This is a genomic window from Paenarthrobacter sp. NPDC089307 (assembly GCF_040685055.1).
Classification (GTDB): domain Bacteria; phylum Actinomycetota; class Actinomycetes; order Actinomycetales; family Micrococcaceae; genus Arthrobacter.
The window spans coordinates 28,700-47,652 of record NZ_JBFBHE010000003.1 but is presented as its reverse complement, the minus strand read 5'-3'; the positions used below and the strand labels follow the sequence as shown (position 1 = coordinate 47,652).

Annotated in this window: 19 protein-coding genes; 10 read left to right on the top strand and 9 right to left on the bottom strand. The window is 63.7% G+C overall.

What is annotated here, in order from left to right; all coding sequences use genetic code 11:
- Positions 1-81 precede the first annotated feature (81 nt).
- Together AB0N72_RS07690 and AB0N72_RS07685 are read left to right on the top strand one after the other, a co-directional pair.
- Positions 82-873 carry an SDR family oxidoreductase gene (locus tag AB0N72_RS07690; RefSeq protein WP_363934244.1) on the top strand — a complete coding sequence of 264 codons (792 nt, stop codon included), beginning with the start codon at positions 82-84 and terminating at the stop codon, positions 871-873.
- Between the two features lie 84 nt (positions 874-957).
- Positions 958-1,494 carry a phosphohydrolase gene (locus AB0N72_RS07685; RefSeq protein ID WP_363934242.1) on the top strand — a complete coding sequence of 179 codons (537 nt, stop codon included), beginning with the start codon at positions 958-960 and terminating at the stop codon, positions 1,492-1,494.
- 76 nt (positions 1,495-1,570) lie between these two features.
- Here AB0N72_RS07685 and AB0N72_RS07680 read toward each other — a convergent pair whose 3' ends face one another.
- From AB0N72_RS07680 to AB0N72_RS07665, 4 genes are all read right to left on the bottom strand, one after another.
- Positions 1,571-2,815 carry a low temperature requirement protein A gene (locus AB0N72_RS07680; protein ID WP_363934241.1) on the bottom strand — a complete coding sequence of 415 codons (1,245 nt, stop codon included), beginning with the start codon at positions 2,813-2,815 and terminating at the stop codon, positions 1,571-1,573.
- Between the two features lie 57 nt (positions 2,816-2,872).
- Positions 2,873-4,165, bottom strand: coding sequence for a GNAT family N-acetyltransferase (locus AB0N72_RS07675; RefSeq protein ID WP_363934239.1), 1,293 nt, complete (start codon positions 4,163-4,165; stop codon positions 2,873-2,875).
- A 160-nt stretch (positions 4,166-4,325) separates the two neighbouring features.
- On the bottom strand, positions 4,326-5,087 hold the full coding sequence (locus AB0N72_RS07670) for an SDR family oxidoreductase (protein ID WP_363934237.1): 762 nt from the start codon (positions 5,085-5,087) through the stop codon (positions 4,326-4,328).
- A gap of 4 nt (positions 5,088-5,091) precedes the next feature.
- Entirely contained in the window at positions 5,092-6,003 is a 912-nt protein-coding gene (locus AB0N72_RS07665) for a fumarylacetoacetate hydrolase family protein (protein ID WP_363934236.1), read from the bottom strand.
- 139 nt (positions 6,004-6,142) lie between these two features.
- On the opposite strand from AB0N72_RS07665, the gene AB0N72_RS07660 reads away from it, so the two are divergent.
- From AB0N72_RS07660 to AB0N72_RS07640, 5 genes are read left to right on the top strand one after another with little or no spacing between them, the layout of a single operon-like run.
- On the top strand, positions 6,143-7,447 hold the full coding sequence (locus tag AB0N72_RS07660) for an L-fuconate dehydratase (RefSeq protein ID WP_363934234.1): 1,305 nt from the start codon (positions 6,143-6,145) through the stop codon (positions 7,445-7,447).
- A complete protein-coding gene (locus AB0N72_RS07655; protein ID WP_363934233.1) occupies positions 7,444-8,754 on the top strand; it encodes an alpha-L-fucosidase in 1,311 nt (436 codons plus the stop codon). Before AB0N72_RS07660 ends, AB0N72_RS07655 begins: the two co-directional genes overlap by 4 nt.
- Positions 8,747-9,061 carry an L-rhamnose mutarotase gene (locus AB0N72_RS07650; protein WP_363934231.1) on the top strand — a complete coding sequence of 105 codons (315 nt, stop codon included), beginning with the start codon at positions 8,747-8,749 and terminating at the stop codon, positions 9,059-9,061. The genes AB0N72_RS07655 and AB0N72_RS07650 overlap by 8 nt, the downstream gene beginning before the upstream one ends.
- Entirely contained in the window at positions 9,058-9,996 is a 939-nt protein-coding gene (locus AB0N72_RS07645) for an aldo/keto reductase (protein ID WP_363934230.1), read from the top strand. Before AB0N72_RS07650 ends, AB0N72_RS07645 begins: the two co-directional genes overlap by 4 nt.
- Complete coding sequence (locus AB0N72_RS07640; RefSeq protein ID WP_363934229.1) at positions 9,993-10,862, top strand: amidohydrolase family protein; 870 nt, start codon at positions 9,993-9,995, stop codon at positions 10,860-10,862. Before AB0N72_RS07645 ends, AB0N72_RS07640 begins: the two co-directional genes overlap by 4 nt.
- Here the strand turns inward: AB0N72_RS07640 and AB0N72_RS07635 are convergent.
- The 5 genes from AB0N72_RS07635 to AB0N72_RS07615 form a co-directional block, all read right to left on the bottom strand.
- Entirely contained in the window at positions 10,859-11,530 is a 672-nt protein-coding gene (locus AB0N72_RS07635) for a FadR/GntR family transcriptional regulator (protein ID WP_363934227.1), read from the bottom strand. The genes AB0N72_RS07640 and AB0N72_RS07635 overlap by 4 nt on opposite strands.
- 139 nt (positions 11,531-11,669) lie before the next feature.
- Entirely contained in the window at positions 11,670-13,178 is a 1,509-nt protein-coding gene (locus tag AB0N72_RS07630; protein WP_363934226.1) for an amino acid permease, read from the bottom strand.
- Between the two features lie 146 nt (positions 13,179-13,324).
- Positions 13,325-14,740: an aspartate ammonia-lyase gene (locus tag AB0N72_RS07625; RefSeq protein WP_363934225.1), complete on the bottom strand. Its 1,416-nt coding sequence runs from the start codon at positions 14,738-14,740 to the stop codon at positions 13,325-13,327.
- A 13-nt stretch (positions 14,741-14,753) separates the two neighbouring features.
- A complete protein-coding gene (locus AB0N72_RS07620; protein WP_363934224.1) occupies positions 14,754-15,803 on the bottom strand; it encodes an asparaginase in 1,050 nt (349 codons plus the stop codon).
- Complete coding sequence (locus AB0N72_RS07615) at positions 15,800-16,528, bottom strand: FadR/GntR family transcriptional regulator (protein WP_363934222.1); 729 nt, start codon at positions 16,526-16,528, stop codon at positions 15,800-15,802. Before AB0N72_RS07615 ends, AB0N72_RS07620 begins: the two co-directional genes overlap by 4 nt.
- 93 nt (positions 16,529-16,621) lie before the next feature.
- Between AB0N72_RS07615 and AB0N72_RS07610 the strand changes: the two genes are divergently transcribed.
- The 3 genes from AB0N72_RS07610 to AB0N72_RS07600 all read left to right on the top strand — a co-directional run bounded on the left by AB0N72_RS07610 (position 16,622) and on the right by AB0N72_RS07600 (position 18,336).
- Positions 16,622-17,128 (top strand): hypothetical protein, encoded by a 507-nt coding sequence (locus tag AB0N72_RS07610; protein ID WP_363934447.1) that lies wholly within the window; start codon positions 16,622-16,624, stop codon positions 17,126-17,128.
- Positions 17,129-17,206: 78 nt separating this feature from the next.
- Complete coding sequence (locus tag AB0N72_RS07605) at positions 17,207-17,812, top strand: hypothetical protein (RefSeq protein ID WP_363934220.1); 606 nt, start codon at positions 17,207-17,209, stop codon at positions 17,810-17,812.
- A 62-nt stretch (positions 17,813-17,874) separates the two neighbouring features.
- Positions 17,875-18,336 (top strand): DUF3817 domain-containing protein, encoded by a 462-nt coding sequence (locus tag AB0N72_RS07600; protein WP_363934218.1) that lies wholly within the window; start codon positions 17,875-17,877, stop codon positions 18,334-18,336.
- Positions 18,337-18,953 lie beyond the last annotated feature (617 nt).

The following is an 18,953-nucleotide window of genomic DNA, read 5'->3' as shown; positions in this document are numbered from 1 at the left end:
AGGCATTGACAACAATGTAGTCGCTGCCTACCATGTAGACAGCGACTACATCAGTCTCCCTCTAAGACGATTGGACTCATCATGACCATGACCTACTCCGGCACTACCGCACTCATCACGGGAGCCAGCTCAGGGCTCGGCGCCGAATTCGCGCAGCGTTTCGCCGCCCGCGGATCCAACCTCGTACTGGTTGCCAGGCGCGCGGAGCGGTTGGAAGATTTGGCGCAGCAACTGCGCAGCGAACACGGTGTTGCCGTGACGGTCCTTCCCATGGACCTCGGGCAGCCGGGCGTCGGGGCGGAGCTCCTCAAGGAACTCGCCGGACGTGGGATTGCCGTGGACACCTTGGTCAACAACGCGGGGTTTGGCACCCATGGACTCCTGGTGGAGGAAGACCCGGCGGTCATTGCCTCCGAAATCTCACTCAATGTGGCGGCGCTGGTCGATATCACGCGGGCGTTCCTGCCCGGCTTGCTCTCGTCCGGCAAGGGTGCGCTGGTGAATGTCGCAAGCACCGCAGCGTTCCAACCCATCCCTGGCATGGCGGTCTATGGCGCCACAAAAGCCTTCGTCCTGAGCTTCACTGAGGCCGTGGCCCACGAAACCAAGGACTCCGGTCTGAATGTCCTTGCTCTTTGCCCTGGAGCCACGCGGACGGAGTTCTTCGATGTCCTGGGCAGCCAATCGGCCGCCGTAGGCAGGATGCAGACGTCAGCCCAGGTTGTGGAGACGGCCATCAAAGCACTTGACCGCAAGGTAACGCCGGGCAGCGTTGTGTCGGGCTGGATGAACCGGGTGGGCGCGGCCTTCGCCCAGCGGTTGCCGCGGGCCGTGACTGTGGCGATCGCCGCTCGCGCAGTTCAGGACTCCTGACCCGGTACTTGCCGTGGGCGAACAACGGATAGCCTGAGTAAGAGACCCGTCCCCGCTGGTCCGTTGCCAAAGCCGGAGGCCCGCATGACCGAACCACGCTTCACTGTAGAAACAGCCCAGGTGCTGGCCGAGGTGGCCCACAACCGCCAGAAGGACAAACTCAAGCGTCCCTATCGGGAGCACGTCCTGGCCGTGGGTGACGCTTTGGCTGATTTTGATGAGGACATCCAGATTGCGGGCTACCTGCACGACATCGCCGAGGACACGCCCATTACCCGGCAAGCCCTGCTGGACATGGGCGTGTCAGAGCGGGCAGTCGCGATCATCGAGCGCGTCACCCGCCGCTTCCACGACGATCCGGATGATTACGACGCCGGCATCCGTTACGTTGCGGAGGACCACGACGCCACGTTGGTGAAGATCGCGGACAACGCCCACAACTCCTTGCCGGAGCGGGTGCAGGCACTCGCGGAGAAGTGGCCGGACAAACCTCCGGTTACGCGGTACGCGGATGCCCGCCCGGTGCTGTACAGGGCGGTACCCCGCGAGGAAGTCCAGCGGATCCTCGAGCGCATCAACCCGCACCTCCTGGCCGAACTGGATGAGATCGTTCCCGAGTAGCCACCCCTCTGCGTTGCGGGGCCTGCTCTGCAGGCCTCGAGCGCATCTTGGCCTGCGGAGCGGGCCACACAACGGGTCAGCCGGCAGCCTCTTGCAGCCGACGGAGCGCTGCGGCCCGGCCCTTGTGTCCTCGCCGTTCGTCGTACGCGATGGACAGTCCCAGGATGAGCATCATCTCCAGCATGCACACGGGCACGGACGCACCTGCCGCGGCCATGGCGATACTTCCGGCCAGGCCAACCACCACCGCGGCGGTGCTCCAGAGCAACTCGCGGTCGGGGTTGAGCATGATGGCGTAGAGCGTGGTCAGGGAGACCTTGAAGAGAATGATGGGGATGGCTATCGAGGCCACAGCCGCTGCTCCACTGATCTGGGCTTCGTGGTCGATGAAGTAGGCGGCGATATGCAGTCCGGCCCCGGTGGCGGCGATGGCGGCGAAGATGAACATGTGCCCGTAGCCAAAGACCCAGGAGCGGTGCCGCTGGAGATGGAGTGCGGGCCCTGACGGCAGGATGAAGTAGATCCACCACATGGCAAAGGCCAATCCAGTGCCGCTGAAGCCAACCAATGCCGCATCCAGCGTCCAGCCGTGCAGGGCGACAATTGCCCGGAGCGTCTCAATGGCACCGATCAGGCACTCACCCAGGGCAATGATGGCAAGGAGTCCGTACCTCTCGGCGATGTGGTGGGCGTGCCAAGGCGTCCGGGCTTTGCGTTCGGCGAGCCCCGGAACGGACATCTCCAGGACGAACAAGGGGGCGGCAAGGAGGAATGTGGTGAGCACATCCGTTTCGATCACCAACGCCGCGATCCAGCCCAGTTGCACCAACGCCAGGTACTTGGCGTAGCGCAAGCACGTTTCCCGGCGTTCGGGATCCTGCCGGGCAGCACGCAGCCACTGGAAGACCAAGGCAACGCGCATGATGATGTAGCCGATGAGGATGGCCACGTTGTTCACGTGATCGCCCTCCACCAATGAATGGAACATCGGTTCGATGCCCATGGCCAGGATAAGGACACCCACCATCTGGACCATGGTGACCACCCTGAACACCCAGTCGTCGGTGTCGTAGGCGCTGGCAAACCATGTGAAGTTCACCCACGCCCAGATCACCGCGAACATGGCGTAACAGAATCCCAGCAACCCCGGGCCGAAATGGGCTTCCGCCACAGCATGCGCGAACTGGTTTCCGGCCACTCCGAAGGCGATAACAAAGGTCAGGTCGAAGAACAGCTCAAGCGGGGTGGCCGTGCGGTGCTTCTCGTGGGGATCGCGGCCACCCATCCGTGAGAGGGCATGGCGAAGGGGATTCGTGGACATGGCTCAAAGATTACCGTTGCCCGGCAATATCGCGCCGGGATCGCCGTCGCCGAAACCCTATACGCGGCCCAGGACGTCGATGTCTTCCAGGAAATCCTGGTGCACTTCGGCGCTCACGGTCGTCCGGGTGTCGGCGATCGCGTCCAGGTAGTCCTGGGTAACAGGTCCCTTCTGGCCGTTGGGGGCGGCAGCACCGCCGTCGTACACGGCTTTTTCCAAGGCGCGCTGGGAGGCGCTGCGCGCTGCGAACTCGATATCCGCGGGCGAGAATCCCTCGGTCCTTTCCACCAGTTGCGCGATGTCCACGGCATCAACCACGGATGCGGGGATGAAGCGCTGCCACATTGCCTCTCGCGCGTGGACGTCGGGAAGGCCGATGGGGATGACGTAGTCGAAGCGCCCATGCCGCAGGAACGCGGTGTCCAGCGCCCGGATGAAGTTGGTAGCGCAGACCAGCAGGCGGCCGGGCTGTTCGCGGAAGGCGGGGATGATTTTGAGGAGCTCGTTGGTGACGCCCTGCAGCGGCGACGGCGGATCGCCCGCACGCTGCGAAGCGATCTCCTCCACCTCGTCGATGAACACCACTGCGTGCTCCAACTCGGCAATCTCCAGGAAGGTTTCCCGCAAGGCTCCGGCCAAACCCTTGGGATCAGAGGCAAGGCGGGACGGGAACACTTCAACAAAAGGCCACTCCAGCCGCGACGCAATGGCCTTGGCGAAAGTGGTCTTGCCCGTACCGGGAGGACCGAAAAGGACCACGGCACGCGGCGGCACCACACCGTACTCGTCCGCAAGGTCTGCCTCCGCTAACGGAAGCACCAGCCGGCGCTCCAGCAGTTCCTTCTCGCGGCGCATGCCTGCCACGTTCTCCCACAGATCCCGCGCCAGGATGCGCCCGCCGAGCAATCCGAGCGCACCGAGTTCCTGGCGTTGCACAGGAATGGTCCGCTCGAAGTAGCGAAGGTTCTTCTTCACCACGAAGCCGCGGCCCAGGAACGCCTCAACGCGGGTCTCGGTTTCTGGCATGAGTGCGGACAGTTTGTTGAGTCCGTGCGGCGCCATGCGGTTCTCGACGGCGGACAGCAGCGAAGTGCCGATGCCGCGGCCCCGGAATTCGGTGAGCGTGGCCAGGAAAACGATCCAGCCCTGATCGTGCGCCGCACGGCCAACAGCTGCGCCTACCACCTGGTCGCCCTGAACGGCCACCACGGCATGGTCCTTCTCGCAGGACGCCAAGACCTCGGACAACGCATAGACCGGCTCGACGCCATCGGCCTTGAGGGATTCCCACAGGTGCAGGATCCCGTCGAGATCGGACGAATGGAAGTCCCGGATGCGCCAATTGGTCATGTGTTCTTCTCCTGGGGCCGTAAGTGAGTCGCCGTTGATTCCTTGGAGTTGAGCATAGGCGAATGAGTGCTGCCGAACGTTGCGGCCCCGTTGCGTTACGAAGTCGGACCCCGAACCTCCTCAACGGCCTCTACTGAACCCGCCACTACTGAACCGCCACCTACTGAACTGGGCGCAACCGCAGGCCCTGCATGCCGCCGTCGACCGCCAGCGAAGTTCCCGACGTCGAACCCGACAGTGGGCTCGCGAGGTAGGCGACGGCGCCGGCTACTTCAGCGGGGTCCACCATACGGCCGTGCGGCTGGCGGGCGTTGAGGGCGGCGCGCTCGCCGGCCGGATCAGCCGCCGAGTCCAAGAGACGGCCCACCCACGGAGTGTCCACTGTGCCCGGATTGACGCAGTTCACCCGTATCCCTTCGCGGACGTGGTCGGCGGCCATGGCCAAGGTCAGGGACAGGACCGCACCCTTGGACGCAGAGTACAGGGCGCGTTGCGGCAAGCCAGCGGTTGCTGCGATGGAACAGGTGTTCACGATCGCCGCTGCCGGGGATTCACGCAGGTACGGCAGGGCGGCGCGGCTGACGCGGGCGATGCCCACCACGTTCACGTTGAGGACGCGCAGCCATTCGTCGTCGTCATTCGCCGCGATGTCACCCTGGGCGCCGATGCCGGCGTTGTTGACCACGATGTCCAGCCGCCCGAATTCCCCGGCCACGGTTTCGACGGCGGCACGCACTGAGGCGTCATCGGCCACATTGCACTGCACGCCGAAGTGCGGGCTGGCCCCGGGTGCGAGGTCAAGGACCGCGACCCGGGCGCCTGCGGCGGCCAGGCGGTCGGCAATGGCAGCGCCGATCCCGGAAGCCCCACCTGTCACCAGGGCGGCGAGTCCTTCGAATTCGTTACCCACAGTGGTAGCCATCGCCCTAGGCGTTGGTGCTGGCGAAAGGTGCTTGGTGGGCTGAGCCGGCTTGCGCCCGGTAGTACTCCTGGCGCTGGCGTCCCAGACCGTCTATCTCCAGTTCCACGACGTCACCTGGCTGGATGAACGGGAAACGGCCGGACAAAGCCACGCCCTCGGGAGTGCCGGTGATGATCACATCGCCCGGTTCCAGGACCATGTACTGGCTCAGGTGGTGGACGATGGTGGCGGGGTCGAAAATCATGTCCGAGGTTGTGGAGTCCTGGCGTGCTTCACCGTTGACCAGGGTCCGGAGGCGAAGGTTGCCGGGGTTGATGTCCGCGGCCGGCACCAGCCAGGGGCCGAGGGGAGTGGAGCCCGGAAGTGTCTTGCCCTTGGTCCATTGCCCTGCGGCGCCCGGGATCTGGTAATCCCGCTCTGAGAGGTCGTTGGCCACCGCGTAACCGGCGATGCACGCTTCGGCGTCGGAAACAGAGGAAAGGTATGACGCTTCCCGGCCGATCACGATTGCCAGTTCCACTTCCCAGTCGTACTTTTCCGACGACGGCGGGATGGGGGCGGCGTCGAAGGGGCCGGCAATGGTGTTGCTTGGCTTCAGGAAAACCACAGGAACCTCGGGCGGGGCAGCCCCGGATTCGGCGGCGTGCGCGGTGTAGTTCAAGCCGATGGCCACCACTGCGCCGGGGCGGGCAACCGGTGCGCCGATGCGGAGTCCCTCGGCCGAAATTTCGGGAAGTTCCCCATTGTTCAGGGCCGTGCGGGTGCGTTCGATGCCGTCGGAGGCGAGAAATCCGCCGTCGATGTCCTGGGTCAGGGCGGTGAGACTGAAGTACTTTTCAGCGCCGTTGGCGTCCTGGGCGATGACGGCCGGTTGTTCGTTTCCGGCCGTGCCCAGCCTGGCGAATTTCAAGGTCATGGCTTCCTCCGTGCGTTCGGGACTAACATCCGAGCTCTAGTGTGCTGTTTTCACTCATAATACGGAAATGTGACCCATTGACAAGGCATACATCCGATGTTTAGCTTCCATGAAGAAGAACCACGCAGCCAGGAGTCCCATGAGTGCCATCACCGCAATGGAAACGTTCGATATCCGCTTCCCCACGTCCCTGGACCTGGACGGCTCGGACGCCATGAACCCGGACCCGGACTACTCGGCCGCGTACCTGGTCATCCGTACCGACGCCGCCGACGGGCATGAAGGCCACGGCTTCGTCTTCACCATTGGCCGCGGCAACGAGGTGGAAACGTCAGCCATCAACGCTCTGCGGGGCCACCTCCTGGGGCGCTCCGCCGAGGAACTCCTCGACGACATGGGTGCAACCTGGAAGCTACTCGCCCACGACTCCCAACTCCGTTGGCTGGGTCCTGAGAAGGGAGTCATGCACATGGCCATCGGTGCCGTGGTCAATGCGCTGTGGGACCTGAAGGCCAAACGTGCCGGACTGCCGCTGTGGGAGTTGCTGGCGGGCATGGCCCCCGAGGAACTGGTGGCGTTGGTGGACTTCCGCTACCTCACGGACGCCCTTACCCCGGACGAGGCGCTGGCGATCCTGCGTGCCGCCGAACCAGGAAGGGAACAGCGCAAGGCAGCCCTTCGCGCCGAGGGTTACCCCGCGTACACCACGACGCCGGGCTGGCTGGGATACAGCGACGCGAAACTGACGCGCCTGGCCAAGGAAGCAGTCGCGGACGGATTCACCCAGATCAAGCTCAAGGTGGGGGCATCCCTGGAAGACGACATCCGCCGCGTCAGGGCCGCGCGGGCCGCCGTCGGCCCTGACATCAGGATCGCCGTGGACGCCAACCAGCGCTGGGACGTCCAGGAGGCCATCGATTGGATGGCGCACCTCGCCCCGTACGACATCGCCTGGATCGAGGAACCCACCAGTCCGGATGACATCCTGGGCCACGCCGCCATCGCCCGGGCGGTGGCGCCCATTCCGGTGGCAACAGGTGAGCACGTGCAGAACCGGGTGGTGTTCAAGCAGATGCTCCAGGCCGGGGCGCTCCAGGTCCTCCAGATTGATGCTGCCCGTGTTGCTGGCGTGAACGAGAACATTGCCATCCTCCTCCTGGCCGCAAAATTCGGGGTGCGGGTGTGCCCGCACGCAGGCGGGGTTGGGCTCTGCGAGGCCGTGCAGCACCTGTCCATGTTCGATTTCGTCGCCGTCTCCGGAACCAAGGAAGAGCGGACCATTGAGTTCGTGGACCACCTGCATGAACACTTCACCACACCGGTCGATGTCCACAGCGGCGCGTACTGGCCGCCGTCGTCCCCTGGTGCCGGCAACGAAATGCACCGTGAAACACTGGCTGCATACAGCTTTCCCGACGGCCCGGCATGGAAGGAAATCCAGTGATCCAGCACGCCCCCTGGTTCGAAGAGGCACGCTTCGGGATGTTCGTGCACTGGGGTATCTACGCCCTGCCAGCGCGACACGAATGGGTGATGAACAGGGAAGAGACCACTGTGGAAGAGTACTCAAAGTACTTCCGCCGCTTTGACCCGGATCTGTACGATCCCCGTGAATGGGCCCGGGCCGCCCGCGCTGCCGGCATGAAATACGTCGTCCTCACCACCAAGCACCACGACGGCTTCTGCCTGTGGGACTCAGCCCTGACCGACTACAAGGCCACAAATACCCCGGCCGGACGGGACCTGGTGGCTCCGTATGTGGAGGCGCTCCGTGCCGAGGGTTTGAAGGTGGGCTTCTACCATTCGCTCGTCGATTGGCACCACCCCCACTTCACCATCGACGGTGTACATCCCCAACGCAACGCGGCCGACGTCGAAAGCCTGAACAGCGGACGCGACATGGCCCGATACCGGGAGTACCTGCACGGCCAGGTGCGGGAGCTCCTCAGCAACTACGGCACCATCGATTACCTGTTTTTCGATTTCTCCTACGCCGGCCTTGGCCATGCGGAGTTCTGGGGCGGCAAGGGGCGCGAGGACTGGGACGCGGACGCCCTCCTCGCCATGGTCCGCGAACTGCAGCCGGGCATCGTGGTCAACGACCGCCTGGACATCCCGGGCGACTTTGTCACGCCCGAGCAGTACCAGCCTGCCGGGCCTATGATGCTCGACGGCGAGCCCGTCACCTGGGAGGCCTGCCAGACCCTGAACGGCAGCTGGGGATACGACCGGGACAACCAGAACTACAAGTCCGTGGACCTGCTCATCCGCATGCTGGTGGACGGCGTGTCCAAGGGCGGCAACCTGCTGCTCAACGTTGGCCCTACCGGGAGGGGCACCCTTGATCCGCGCGCGCTGGAGTCGTTGGAGGGAATCGGGAAGTGGATGAAACTGCACTCCCGCTCGATCTACGGGGCGGGGGTTTCCTCGTTCACGGCGCCCTCCGATGTCCGGTACACCCAACGGGGGAACAGTCTCTATGTGCACCTCTTCGCTTGGCCCTTCGAGTTCGTGCACCTCCCTGGCCTCGCCGGCAAGGTGGAGTACGCGCAGTTGCTCAACGATGCTTCGGAAGTGTTCCTGCAGGAAGTGGATCCCGGGCAGCAGGCCGCCAACATGACGCCGGGAGGCCAACCCCCGGGAACGCTGACCATCAAGCTGCCGGTGCAAAGGCCCGACACTGCCGTCCCGGTGCTGGAACTGTTCCTCACCACCGGGGCCGGAGCTGGAGCCTGGGCATCCAATGGCTGAGAGCATCGCCCTGCACACCCGGCTCAAACCAGGCGCCGAAGAGGAGTACGCGGACGCCCACGCCCACATCCCTTCGGAACTGGTGACGGCGCTGAAGGAAGCCGGCGTAAGGAACTGGCGTATCTGGCGCAGCGGACTCGATCTTTTCCACGTGGTGGACGTCGACGACTACCAGCAAATGCGTCATGCGCTCGCCGAACATCCCGCGAACGTTCCGTGGCAAGCCCGGATGGCTGAACTTTTGGAGGTCCAGGACGATTACTCCGGGGCCGATGCGGGTATCCGGAAGGTATGGGAACTGCCATGAAAGACCTCCACAAACTGGGCAAGCTCGGTTTTGGCGGTGCGGGAATCGGAAACCTGTACCGGGCCATTCCGGACGGTGAAGCCCTTGCAACAGTCCTCGCTGCATGGGATGCCGGCATCCGGTACTTCGACACCGCCCCGCACTATGGACTCGGCCTGTCCGAGCAGCGCCTCGGAGCCGTCCTGCGTGACAAACCCCGGGACGAATTCGTCATCTCCACCAAGGTTGGACGCCTGCTGGAACCTAATGACTCCGGCGGCCAGGATCCGGAGGGTTTCGACGTCCCCGCCACCCGCCGACGCGTTTGGGATTTCACGGAGGCAGGCATCCGGCGCAGCATCGAGGAATCGTTGGAGCGGCTCGGGTTGGGCCACGTGGACATCGTGTATCTGCATGATCCCGATGTCCATGACCTCCGGGCTGGAATCTCGGAGGCACTGCCGGCGCTGGAAAAGCTGCGTTCGGAAGGGCTGGTCTCGGCGATCGGCGTTGGCATCAACTCCGCAGAGGCGGCATTGGAATGCGTCGAAGCCGCCGACCTCGACCTCGTGATGCTCGCGGGACGCTATACCTTGCTTGAGCAGCCCAGCGTCCCGCTGCTTGAACGCTGTGTGGAGCGCCGCATCGGCGTCGTAAGTGTTGGCGCCTACAACTCAGGCCTCCTGGCCCGTCCCGAGGTCCCCGAGGACGCGCACTACAATTACCAGCAGGCGCCGCCGGAGGTGCTGGAACGAGCGCGGGCGCTTGCCGCTGTCTGCGGCGACTTTGGCGTGGAACTTCCGACGGCGGCGCTGCAGTTCCCGTTGCGGCATCCGGCGGTTGTCAACGTGACAGCCGGGGCAACCACGCCCGAACAGGTCACCACCAATGCTGAACGGATGGAGGAGGCCCTGCCCGAGGAGCTGTGGGAAGCCTTGGAGCGTGCCGGGCAATGATTGACTCGCACATGCACCTGTGGACCTTGGACACGTTCGTCACAGGCGGCGCGCGCTCCTATTCCTGGCTTGGTCCGCAGCACGGTGTGCTCTTCCGCAGCTTCGGCGAGGACGAGGCACGTGAGACCTTGAATGCCGCAGGTGTCAGGGGCGCGGTGCTGGTCCAGGCCGATGACACTGTTGCGGACACCGAAAGCATGCTGGCCGTCGCCGAACGGAATCCGTGGGTGCTCGGCGTGGTGGGGTGGGTGCGATTGGATTCCCCGGGCGAAGCGGATTCACAGCTGGACCGGTTTGGTGGGAATTCGTTGTTCCGCGGCGTACGGCACCTGGTGCACAACGATCCCCGGCCGGATTTCCTGGACCTTTCCTCCGTGCGGGACTCGCTGACCTCGGTGGCGCGCCGTGGCCTCGTTTTCGATGTGCCCGATGCCTTCCCGCGGCATTTGGCTGCGACAGTACGGCTGGCCCGCGACCTTCCCGAGCTGACAATCGTGCTGGATCACCTGGGGAAGCCGCCATTGGCCGAGCCGGGGCTGATGGATTCGTGGCGCGCCAATTTCAGTGCCCTGGGACGTGAGCCCAACACGGTGGCGAAGCTGTCCGGGCTGTATATCCCCGGGCTGCCGTACAGCAGTGAAGTCCTACGGCCCCTGTTCGAGACCGCGCTGGAAGCCTTCGGTCCAGGGCGCCTGATGATCGGCGGCGATTGGCCTGTCAGTACGCTGGGCGCGCCGTATGGCCGGACCATTGATGTGCTGCTGGAACTGGTGTCCGCACTGAGTCCTTCGGAGCAGGACCTGGTTCTGGAGGGGACGGCGATCCGCACTTACGGCCTGGCAGCCAACCCCATGGCGGATGCCTAGAGCGCCTGCCGCAACCAGTTTTCCACTCCGCTGATGTGCACGGTCACCAGCGCCCTTACCAACTCCGCGTCGCCGCGCTCCAAAGCGTCCGCGATGGCACGGTGTTCAGCCAGGGTGTGCGCCACGGCTTTTTCCTGCGTCAGCCCCCGCCAGATCCGGGCCCGCACTGTGCTGCTGGACAGGGCTTCCAGGAGGCTGCCCAGGTAGTCGTTGCCTGCGGCTTCGGTGATGATGCTGTGGAACTCGAGGTCGTGCGCCACCAGTTCTTCGACGTCCGTGGTCTCGTCGATTCCGTCCATCGTGGCACGCAGGGCCATGAGCTCGTCCCCGGTGATTTTGCCCGCCGCCAGCTGGGCCGTGGCAGGTTCCAGGATTCGTCGGACCTCGAAGAGCTCCAGGATTGAACGGTCCTGGTGCAGGTCCACCACGAATGCCACGGCTTCGTTGAGCAACTTGGCGTCAAGGCTGGTCACGTAGGTTCCATCGCCGCGGCGGACGTCCAAAACCCGGATCAATTCCAGGGCCTTGACGGCTTCGCGCAGCGAACTCCTTGAAAGGCCGAGCCGTTCACTCAGTTCCTTCTCCGGCGGAAGCCGATCTCCGGCCTTGAGTTCGCCGCGGATCAGCATGTCCTTGATCTTGCTGATCGCCTCATCTGTGACAGCCATGGACCAATAGTAGCCACGAATGATCCGATGTCTGCGTCCGCCGCGTCCCGACCCAGTTGGGGGCGTTAACGTACGACGGCGGCACCCGGGGTTCCGCTGTTACGGAACCTGGGTGCCGCCGTCGTGAGTCAGCGGTTGGTTACCTGTCCCCGCCAGGCAGCGGACGGTTGGCGATCACGGGAGCGCTGCCCGTGTAGCCATCGCGTGTGGCGGCAAGCTCGTGGATCTGCTTACGGCAGAGGAACCAGCCCCAGACCATAAGTCCGCAAGCGATCGCGGTAACCAGCATGGTGAGCGGTGATTCGATGAACACCATCACCAGGACACCGGCCAGGAAGATCAGCGACAACCAACCGGTGTACGGGGCGCCGAACAGCCGGAAGGACGGTCGCTTGACCCAACCCTTGTCGGACCAGCGCTTGAGCTGCATCTGGCACAGGACAATGGTGGCCCAGGTGACGATGATGCCCACGGACGCCACGTTCAACACGATCTCGAAAGCGTCGGACGGCACCAGGTAGTTCAGCGGAACACCGAGCAGGGAAACGCCGGCGGTGATTGCGATGCCACCGTAGGGAACGCCGGCCTTGTTCATGCGCTGTGCGAACTTCGGAGCCGAACCGGCTACGGACATCGAGCGGAGGATGCGGCCAGTGGAGTAGAGCCCGGCGTTCAACGAGGACAACGCGGCGGTGAGGACCACCAGGTTCATGATCACGTCAACACCCTGGACGCCGATGGAGCCGAAGAACGTCACGAACGGGCTGACACCCTTCTGGTACGAGGTGTAAGGAAGCAGCAGGGCCAGCAGGATGACGGAGCCAACGTAGAAGACTGCAATACGGAAGACCACGGAGTTGATCGCCTTGGGCATGATCTTCTCGGGGTTGGGGGTTTCACCTGCTGCGGTACCGACCAGCTCGATCGAAGCGTAGGCAAACAACACGCCCTGCATGAGGATGATCATAGGCAGGATGCCGTTGGGGAATACGCCGCCGTTGTCCGAAAGGAGGCTGAAGCCAACCTGCTGCCCGTCAACCGGGGTGCCGAAGATGACGAAGTAGGTACCAACCAGCAGGAACGCCACCAGGGCGGCAACCTTGACCAGCGCGAACCAGAACTCCATCTCACCGAAGACCTTCACGGAGACCAGGTTCAGGCTCAGTACCACTACCAGTGCGATAAGGGCCCACGCCCACTGCGGAACGGCACCCATCCAGGGGATGTATTTGCCGAAGAAGTTCATGTAGAGGGCCGCGGCGGTGATGTCCACGATGGTGGTGGTGGCCCAGTTGATCCAGTAGAACCAACCTGAAACGAATGCAGCCTTTTCGCCGTAGAACTCGCGGGCGTAGGAGACGAACGATCCCGAGGACGGGCGGTGCAGCACCAGTTCACCCAGTGCGCGGAGGATCAGGAAAGCGAAGAAGCCACAGACGGCGTACGCGATCACCAAGGAGGGGCCGGCTGCGTTGAGGCGGCCACCTGCGCCAAGGAACAGGCCGGTGCCGATTGCGCCACCGATAGCGATCATCTGGATCTGCCGGGGCTTGAGGTCCTTGTGGTAGCCGGAGTCCTCTTTGTGGAGGGCTTTCTCACTGGCGTGCGCTTGCGCCGGAACCGTGTGGTCAGTGATGGGATTGGTCATTGGAATCCTTAGGAGTGTCCTGTTTGGGGTTGTCCTGTTTGCGGCCGGCGGGGGTCCCGGGCACACAAGACAGCGCCTCGTTGGGGGTTTGCCTCATCGGGCGGGTCGGCTGAGTGGAGCCGCTGGGCTTATTGGCCAGTTTCGGCCTATTTGCTCAGATTCGCCAGACGTTCTGGACTGAGCAATTCTTCAAGTTGGGCGGCGGTCAAAAGACCGTGCTCCAGAACAAGTTCTGCCACACCCTTGCCTGTCGCCAGCGCCTCCTGGGCAATAGCGGTGGCGGAGGCGTAACCGATATGGGGGTTCAATGCCGTGACGAGACCGATCGACTGCTCCACGGTAAGCCGTAGCCGTTCGGTATTTGCAGTGATGCCCCGGACACAGCGTGCCGTAAGGGTGCGGCATGCTGCTTCCAGGTGGGAGATGCTCTTGTGCAGGCTGTGCACAATGATCGGTTCGAAGGCATTGAGCTGAAGCTGGCCTGCCTCCGCGGCCATGGTGACGGTGACATCGTTGCCGATGACTTCGTATGCCACCTGGCTGACCACTTCCGGGATCACCGGATTGATCTTGCCGGGCATGATCGACGAACCGGACTGCACTGCCGGAAGGTTGATCTCGCCCAATCCCGCGCGCGGCCCGGAGGACAGCAGGCGGAGGTCGTTGCAAATCTTTGAAAGCTTCACTGCCACGCGCTTCAACACACCGGACAGGTGCACGAAAGCTCCTACGTCCTGGGTTGCCTCGATGAGGTCCGCGGCGGTCAGCAAGGGAAGGCCGGTGATCTCGGCCAGGTGGCGGCAGGCAGCTTCGGCGTAGCCTACCGGGGCGTTCAAGCCCGTGCCGATGGCTGTGGCGCCGAGGTTGATCTCGTGGATGAGCATGTGGGACTCGTCCAGGCGGGCGCGGTCCTCGCCAATGGTCACGGCGTAACCGCCGAACTCCTGGCCAAGCGTCATCGGAACCGCGTCCTGCAACTGCGTCCGGCCCATCTTCACCACAGTCCGGAACTCCCGGCCCTTCTCGGCGAAAGCTCCTTCGAGTTCCTCCAAGGCTTCCAGGAGTTCCTTCACGGAAAAGATCGTGGCGAGGTTCACCGCCGTCGGGTAGACGTCGTTTGTGGACTGGCTCAAGTTCACGTGGTCATTCGGGTGCAGCTTGGAGTAGTCACCCTTGGGGTGTCCCAGGATCTCCAGGGCACGGTTGGCGATGACCTCGTTTGCGTTCATGTTGGAGCTGGTACCGGCGCCGCCCTGGATCACGTCCACCATGAACTGCTCCTGCAGCATGCCGTCCATGATGTCCTGGCAAGCCTGCTCGATGGCAGTCGCGCGCTCTGCGTCCAGGAGGCCAAGCTCGTGGTTCGTGCGGGCAGCGGCCTGCTTCACCGCAGCCAGTCCGCGGACCAGATGCTTGTTGGTGGAGAGCGGCTGCCCCGTGATGGGGAAGTTCTCGATGGCGCGGAGCGTGTGGACGCCCCAGTAGGCGTCCGCGGGTACGTCCCGATCGCCCAGGAGGTCGTGTTCGGAACGGAGGGGGATCGCCTGATCGACGGTGGTCATAGCTGTCCTTGGTTTAGTTGCTGAAAATTCGGGCTGCACGGAGTTCGCCGACCGGAAGGCCGCCGCCCAGCACAGGTGGGCTCTGAAGCGTGTCCAGGCTGCCGCCGTCGACGCCCAAGCGGCGGAGGACCTCAACAGTGACGGGCATGCGGGCGCGATCACCGCCGTCGGAAATCTTCACCGCCACGCCGGTGCCGTCGGGCAGGCCCACCAGCTGGAGGCCTTCGAAGCCGTCCTTCGCCAACAGGCCGGGGACCGCGCGCATCAGGGCTGTGACATCGCGGCCTTCACCGGCAACCATTTCCGGGAAACGGCGCATGGCGTGGGCGACCCTGCCCTCAAGGGTGTCCTGCCCTGCAGCGGCGAGGCGGCCGTAGGCGCGTGCCATGCCATGCAGCGAGTGGGCGAACAGCGGGGTGCCGCAACCATCCGTGCTGACCGCGGCGGCTTCCTCACCGGTCAAGTCCGTGATGGTCTCACGCACCAGGACCTGCAGAGGGTGCTCGGGGTGCAAGTATCCCTCCACAGGCCAGCCGTTGATGACGCAGACGGCGGTCATGGAGGCGTGCTTCCCGGAGCAGTTCTGCGCGATGTGGGTGGGGCCGTTGCCTTGGCGCAGCCAGTCTTCCCTTTCGGCCACGCCGTAGGGCAGGTCGGTGCTGTTCGCCAGGGCTGTTTCACTAAGGCCGTGGAGTGTCAGGATTTCGTTGGCGCCGTCGCGGTGCATCTTTGCACCCGAATGGCTGGCCGCCGTGAGGGCGAGAAGGTTTTCGGGGATGTCCAGGCCAGCCTTGAGCAGTGCCACGGCCTGCAGCGGCTTGAGGCTTGAACGCGGGTACATGGGGGCCTCTGGCTGGCCGGCTTCTAAGGCAGTGGTGCCGTCCTGCTTGAGTGCGATCAGTGAGCCGTAGTGGATGCTCTCCACCAATCCGTCGCGGGTGACCTCAACGAGCGGGACGTGGTTGGGGGCCGTTGTTTGGTGGGCGGGCTGTGCGGGTGCCTGTGCTTCGTGCGCCGTGGCGTTGGGGGCGGGCATGGTGTCAGTGTCCTTTGGGTGTGTCATTTGCTGAGGATCGTGTCCAGTGCCACGCTGACGGCCTGCAGGTGGGCGGCCATAGCTTTGCTTGCGGCTTCGGAGTCGCCGGCTTCGATCGCATCGAGCACGGCGACGTGTTCCTCGTCGGAGCGGTGTTGCCGATCCGCGACGAGGTTGAGCGTTTCGGATTGGTGGGCCAGGGCTTCGCGGATATCCGAGACCACGCTGGCAAAGACCCTGTTGCCGCTGGCGCGGGCCACTGCCGAGTGGAAGCTCGCGTCGAGGTTCACCCAGGCTTCGGGATCGTTCTCGTGGAGCATTTCCTGGATGATGTCCTTGAGGTGCTCAAGTTCTTCATCGGTCCGTCTTTGGGCAGCAAGGCCGGCTGCTGGAATCTCAATGTGCGGTCGGGCCTCGTTGAGGTCACGCGCACTGTACTGACCCAAGGTAAGGTCATTAGCAACCTTGTTGGCCACAATGAACGTGCCCTTGCCGGTTTTCGTCACCGTGAGGCCCAAGGTGTTGCACGACCTCAGCGCTTCCCTGATGACCGAGCGGCTCACGCCGTACTGGGCCGCGAGGGTCGCTTCCGAACTCAGCTTGGTGCCGATGTCGAACTGCCCGCCCTCGATGGCGCGACGCAGCGCAGCAAAGACGGCCTCAGCTGCGGAAATGCGCGAGATGGGCATGTGCGCTGAGGGGCCGCTCTGGGGCTCTGGCTGTCCGGCTGTCCGGCTGTCTGACAGGTTCACGCTTCGAATATGGCACGGGTCACAAGAAGCTGTCAACGCTGAAAGGCTTGCTTCACGGTTTGGGGACTGGTAATGGACTCACCACAATGGAACATGCTCTTCTCCAAAAAGGCCCTCACCGAGGACGGGTTCACCGGATTCCGACCTCTCGACGAACTCGATCCCATGCGGATACCGCAAGGACCCGGTGTTTTCGTCATCCTGCGACGCGGTGATTTTGAACCCGTCTTCCTGAACAAGAGCACTGCCGGGACCTTTAAAAAGAAGGACCCGTCGCTGAAGCGTGAAGGTCTGGAGGCCGAATGGCTCGCCGATGCCTCCGTGCTGTACATCGGCAAAGCCAGTGCCGGCAGCCAGGGCAACCGCGGCCTCCGCAAGCAGATCCAGGAATTCATGGACTACGGTCGAGGGCGCCCGACAGTCGTGTGGGATGCCCGCCTCATCTGGCAGCTGCGCGACGCCCTGGACCTCACCATTGCCTGGAAGGAACTGCCGCCCGCCGAGGTGAACGCCGCCGAAGCCGCTTACCACGCAGACTTCGTCGCTGCCCATGGCCGCCTGCCCTTCGCGAATCTGGTTCAGGCCCGCGGCAAAAGATAAGGCAAGGCGGCCGACGGCGGGAGGCGGGTTCCGCCGTCGGCCTCCCGCTGGGTGGGGGATCGGCGGATAATGGCGTCCATGACGGCCAGCAGCCCCACTGCAAGCGAAGCGGACAAGCCGCGCATCACCGTGGAGGTGCCTGTCCTGCGGATCGGAGCCGGGCCTTCCGAATACGACGGGCTCCATCGATTCGTAGACTCGCTGCGCAAGCCGCAAGGGCTGCATATGACTTTGCTGCACGTGGGGATATTGGACGAGCTCGCGGCGGATATCTCAGCGTGGACGAACGGGCGGGCAACCCCTGCGAAAGTGCTTCCTGAAATCAGCAGTTGGTTGACGGAGCTACCCGTGCTGCAGGGATTCCTGGGAAAATCCGACAAACTCGTCCCCTTGGGCGGTGGACGCTTGATGGGACTCGAAGTGGACGTACCCCAGGAAGTCCACGACTACCAAGCGCTCCTGGTGCAGGGCCTGCACGTGCTGTTTGACCAGCTCGGCCTGGACAACATCGACGACTTCATTCTCGGTTCCCCCGCACTGGGTTACAGATCGCCGCGATGGCTGCCCCATGTTGCTGTGGGGAAGGCGCGCTCGCGGCACGAACCGCCCGTGGAGATCGCTCCTGTGGTTCTGGAATTCGGCGACTCCCGGATCCGGCACCGGGAAGCACTGCCCTCCCCATAAGGTCCAGGAGTCCTCGCCACGGTAACTTGGATGTGTCTCCCGCTTCCAACCCGAGGACTTCCATGCAGCCCCGCACCCTGTTCCGTACCGTTGCTTTCGCTGAGGCCGTGACTTGGACGCTGCTGCTCATCGGGCTATTCCTTAAGTACGTCACCCGTACCACTGACCTAGGCGTGAGCATCGCCGGAGGCATCCACGGTTTCGTCTTCCTCTGCTACGCCGCGACGGCAGCCTTCACCTGGATCAACCAGAAGTGGCCTGCGCGCACCGGCGTCCTTGCGATCGCGTCCGCCGTAATTCCCTACGCAACCATCCCCATGGAGAAATCCCTTGACCGCCGGGGACTCCTTGCTGGTGGCTGGCGCCTGGCCGCTGGGGGCGATTCACCGCAGGGAGGGTTCGAAAAAGTCCAGGCCTGGGTGCTGCGGAATCCGGTTCTTGCTGTTGTGGTGACTCTCGTTGCCGTAGGCGCAGTGTTCAGCTTCCTGCTCTTCATGGGCCCTCCGGGTACCTGGTTCTCCTGACCCCTCCTGAACCTTGATCAGGCGTGGGGGTCGTAGAAGCATGTTGGGGCGCTAACTGGAACCCAGTCCTGCCATCCAGGGCTGACTATGGATCGCAACGCCTTCTTCCAGATCACTGGCCTCCCCTCAGCCTTACTTTCCGCGGTGGCCGGGCACTCCAGCGTCAGACACCTGTTGTCCTCGGAATCCGGACCATCATCACGGCAATGGAAGTCCGGCATGAGTTGGTACAAGCCGTCCGCTGAGATAATGACGGCCTGTGCCGAAGCGGGAGCACCGGACGACACCTCTGTCGAAAGTGGCGCCGTCCTTGGAGAGCCGGCAAGGTTTTCACCGTCTTGGCAACCACTTATGAGAAGCAGGCCGGACAGAGCCATCGCCGTCGTTGCAAGACGCGTGGCTGTAGTGGTGCAGGCTTAAAGGTCTCTCTTCATTCGGATTCTCCTAGCTGGTTTGGGTGAAATGTCGATCAGCGTAAATCGGCTCAAGGGAAACGACCCAAATGCGTTTCGAAGACCTGTGGATAACCATTAAGCGGCTGCACAAGCTGCTTTTGGGGCCCTTCGAGCTGGTCGGTTTGGACATGGATTTGGGCATGACGGCATCAGGTGACCGCC

Excerpts from the sequence above, each read along its gene's own strand:
- AB0N72_RS07685 (WP_363934242.1), top strand. The coding sequence starts at position 958 with ATGACCGAACCACGCTTCACTGTAGAAACAGCCCAGGTGCTGGCCGAG.
- AB0N72_RS07670 (WP_363934237.1), bottom strand. The coding sequence starts at position 5,087 with ATGGCTACCACTGTGGGTAACGAATTCGAAGGACTCGCCGCCCTGGTG.
- AB0N72_RS07660 (WP_363934234.1), top strand. The coding sequence starts at position 6,143 with ATGAGTGCCATCACCGCAATGGAAACGTTCGATATCCGCTTCCCCACG.
- AB0N72_RS07635 (WP_363934227.1), bottom strand. The coding sequence starts at position 11,530 with ATGGCTGTCACAGATGAGGCGATCAGCAAGATCAAGGACATGCTGATC.
- AB0N72_RS07600 (WP_363934218.1), top strand. The coding sequence starts at position 17,875 with ATGCAGCCCCGCACCCTGTTCCGTACCGTTGCTTTCGCTGAGGCCGTG.
- AB0N72_RS07640 (WP_363934229.1), top strand. The coding sequence starts at position 9,993 with ATGATTGACTCGCACATGCACCTGTGGACCTTGGACACGTTCGTCACA.
- AB0N72_RS07630 (WP_363934226.1), bottom strand. The coding sequence starts at position 13,178 with ATGACCAATCCCATCACTGACCACACGGTTCCGGCGCAAGCGCACGCC.
- AB0N72_RS07650 (WP_363934231.1), top strand. The coding sequence starts at position 8,747 with ATGGCTGAGAGCATCGCCCTGCACACCCGGCTCAAACCAGGCGCCGAA.
- AB0N72_RS07680 (WP_363934241.1), bottom strand. The coding sequence starts at position 2,815 with ATGTCCACGAATCCCCTTCGCCATGCCCTCTCACGGATGGGTGGCCGC.
- AB0N72_RS07690 (WP_363934244.1), top strand. The coding sequence starts at position 82 with ATGACCATGACCTACTCCGGCACTACCGCACTCATCACGGGAGCCAGC.
- AB0N72_RS07675 (WP_363934239.1), bottom strand. The coding sequence starts at position 4,165 with ATGACCAATTGGCGCATCCGGGACTTCCATTCGTCCGATCTCGACGGG.
- AB0N72_RS07625 (WP_363934225.1), bottom strand. The coding sequence starts at position 14,740 with ATGACCACCGTCGATCAGGCGATCCCCCTCCGTTCCGAACACGACCTC.
- AB0N72_RS07610 (WP_363934447.1), top strand. The coding sequence starts at position 16,622 with ATGCTCTTCTCCAAAAAGGCCCTCACCGAGGACGGGTTCACCGGATTC.
- AB0N72_RS07605 (WP_363934220.1), top strand. The coding sequence starts at position 17,207 with ATGACGGCCAGCAGCCCCACTGCAAGCGAAGCGGACAAGCCGCGCATC.
- AB0N72_RS07665 (WP_363934236.1), bottom strand. The coding sequence starts at position 6,003 with ATGACCTTGAAATTCGCCAGGCTGGGCACGGCCGGAAACGAACAACCG.
- AB0N72_RS07645 (WP_363934230.1), top strand. The coding sequence starts at position 9,058 with ATGAAAGACCTCCACAAACTGGGCAAGCTCGGTTTTGGCGGTGCGGGA.
- AB0N72_RS07620 (WP_363934224.1), bottom strand. The coding sequence starts at position 15,803 with ATGACACACCCAAAGGACACTGACACCATGCCCGCCCCCAACGCCACG.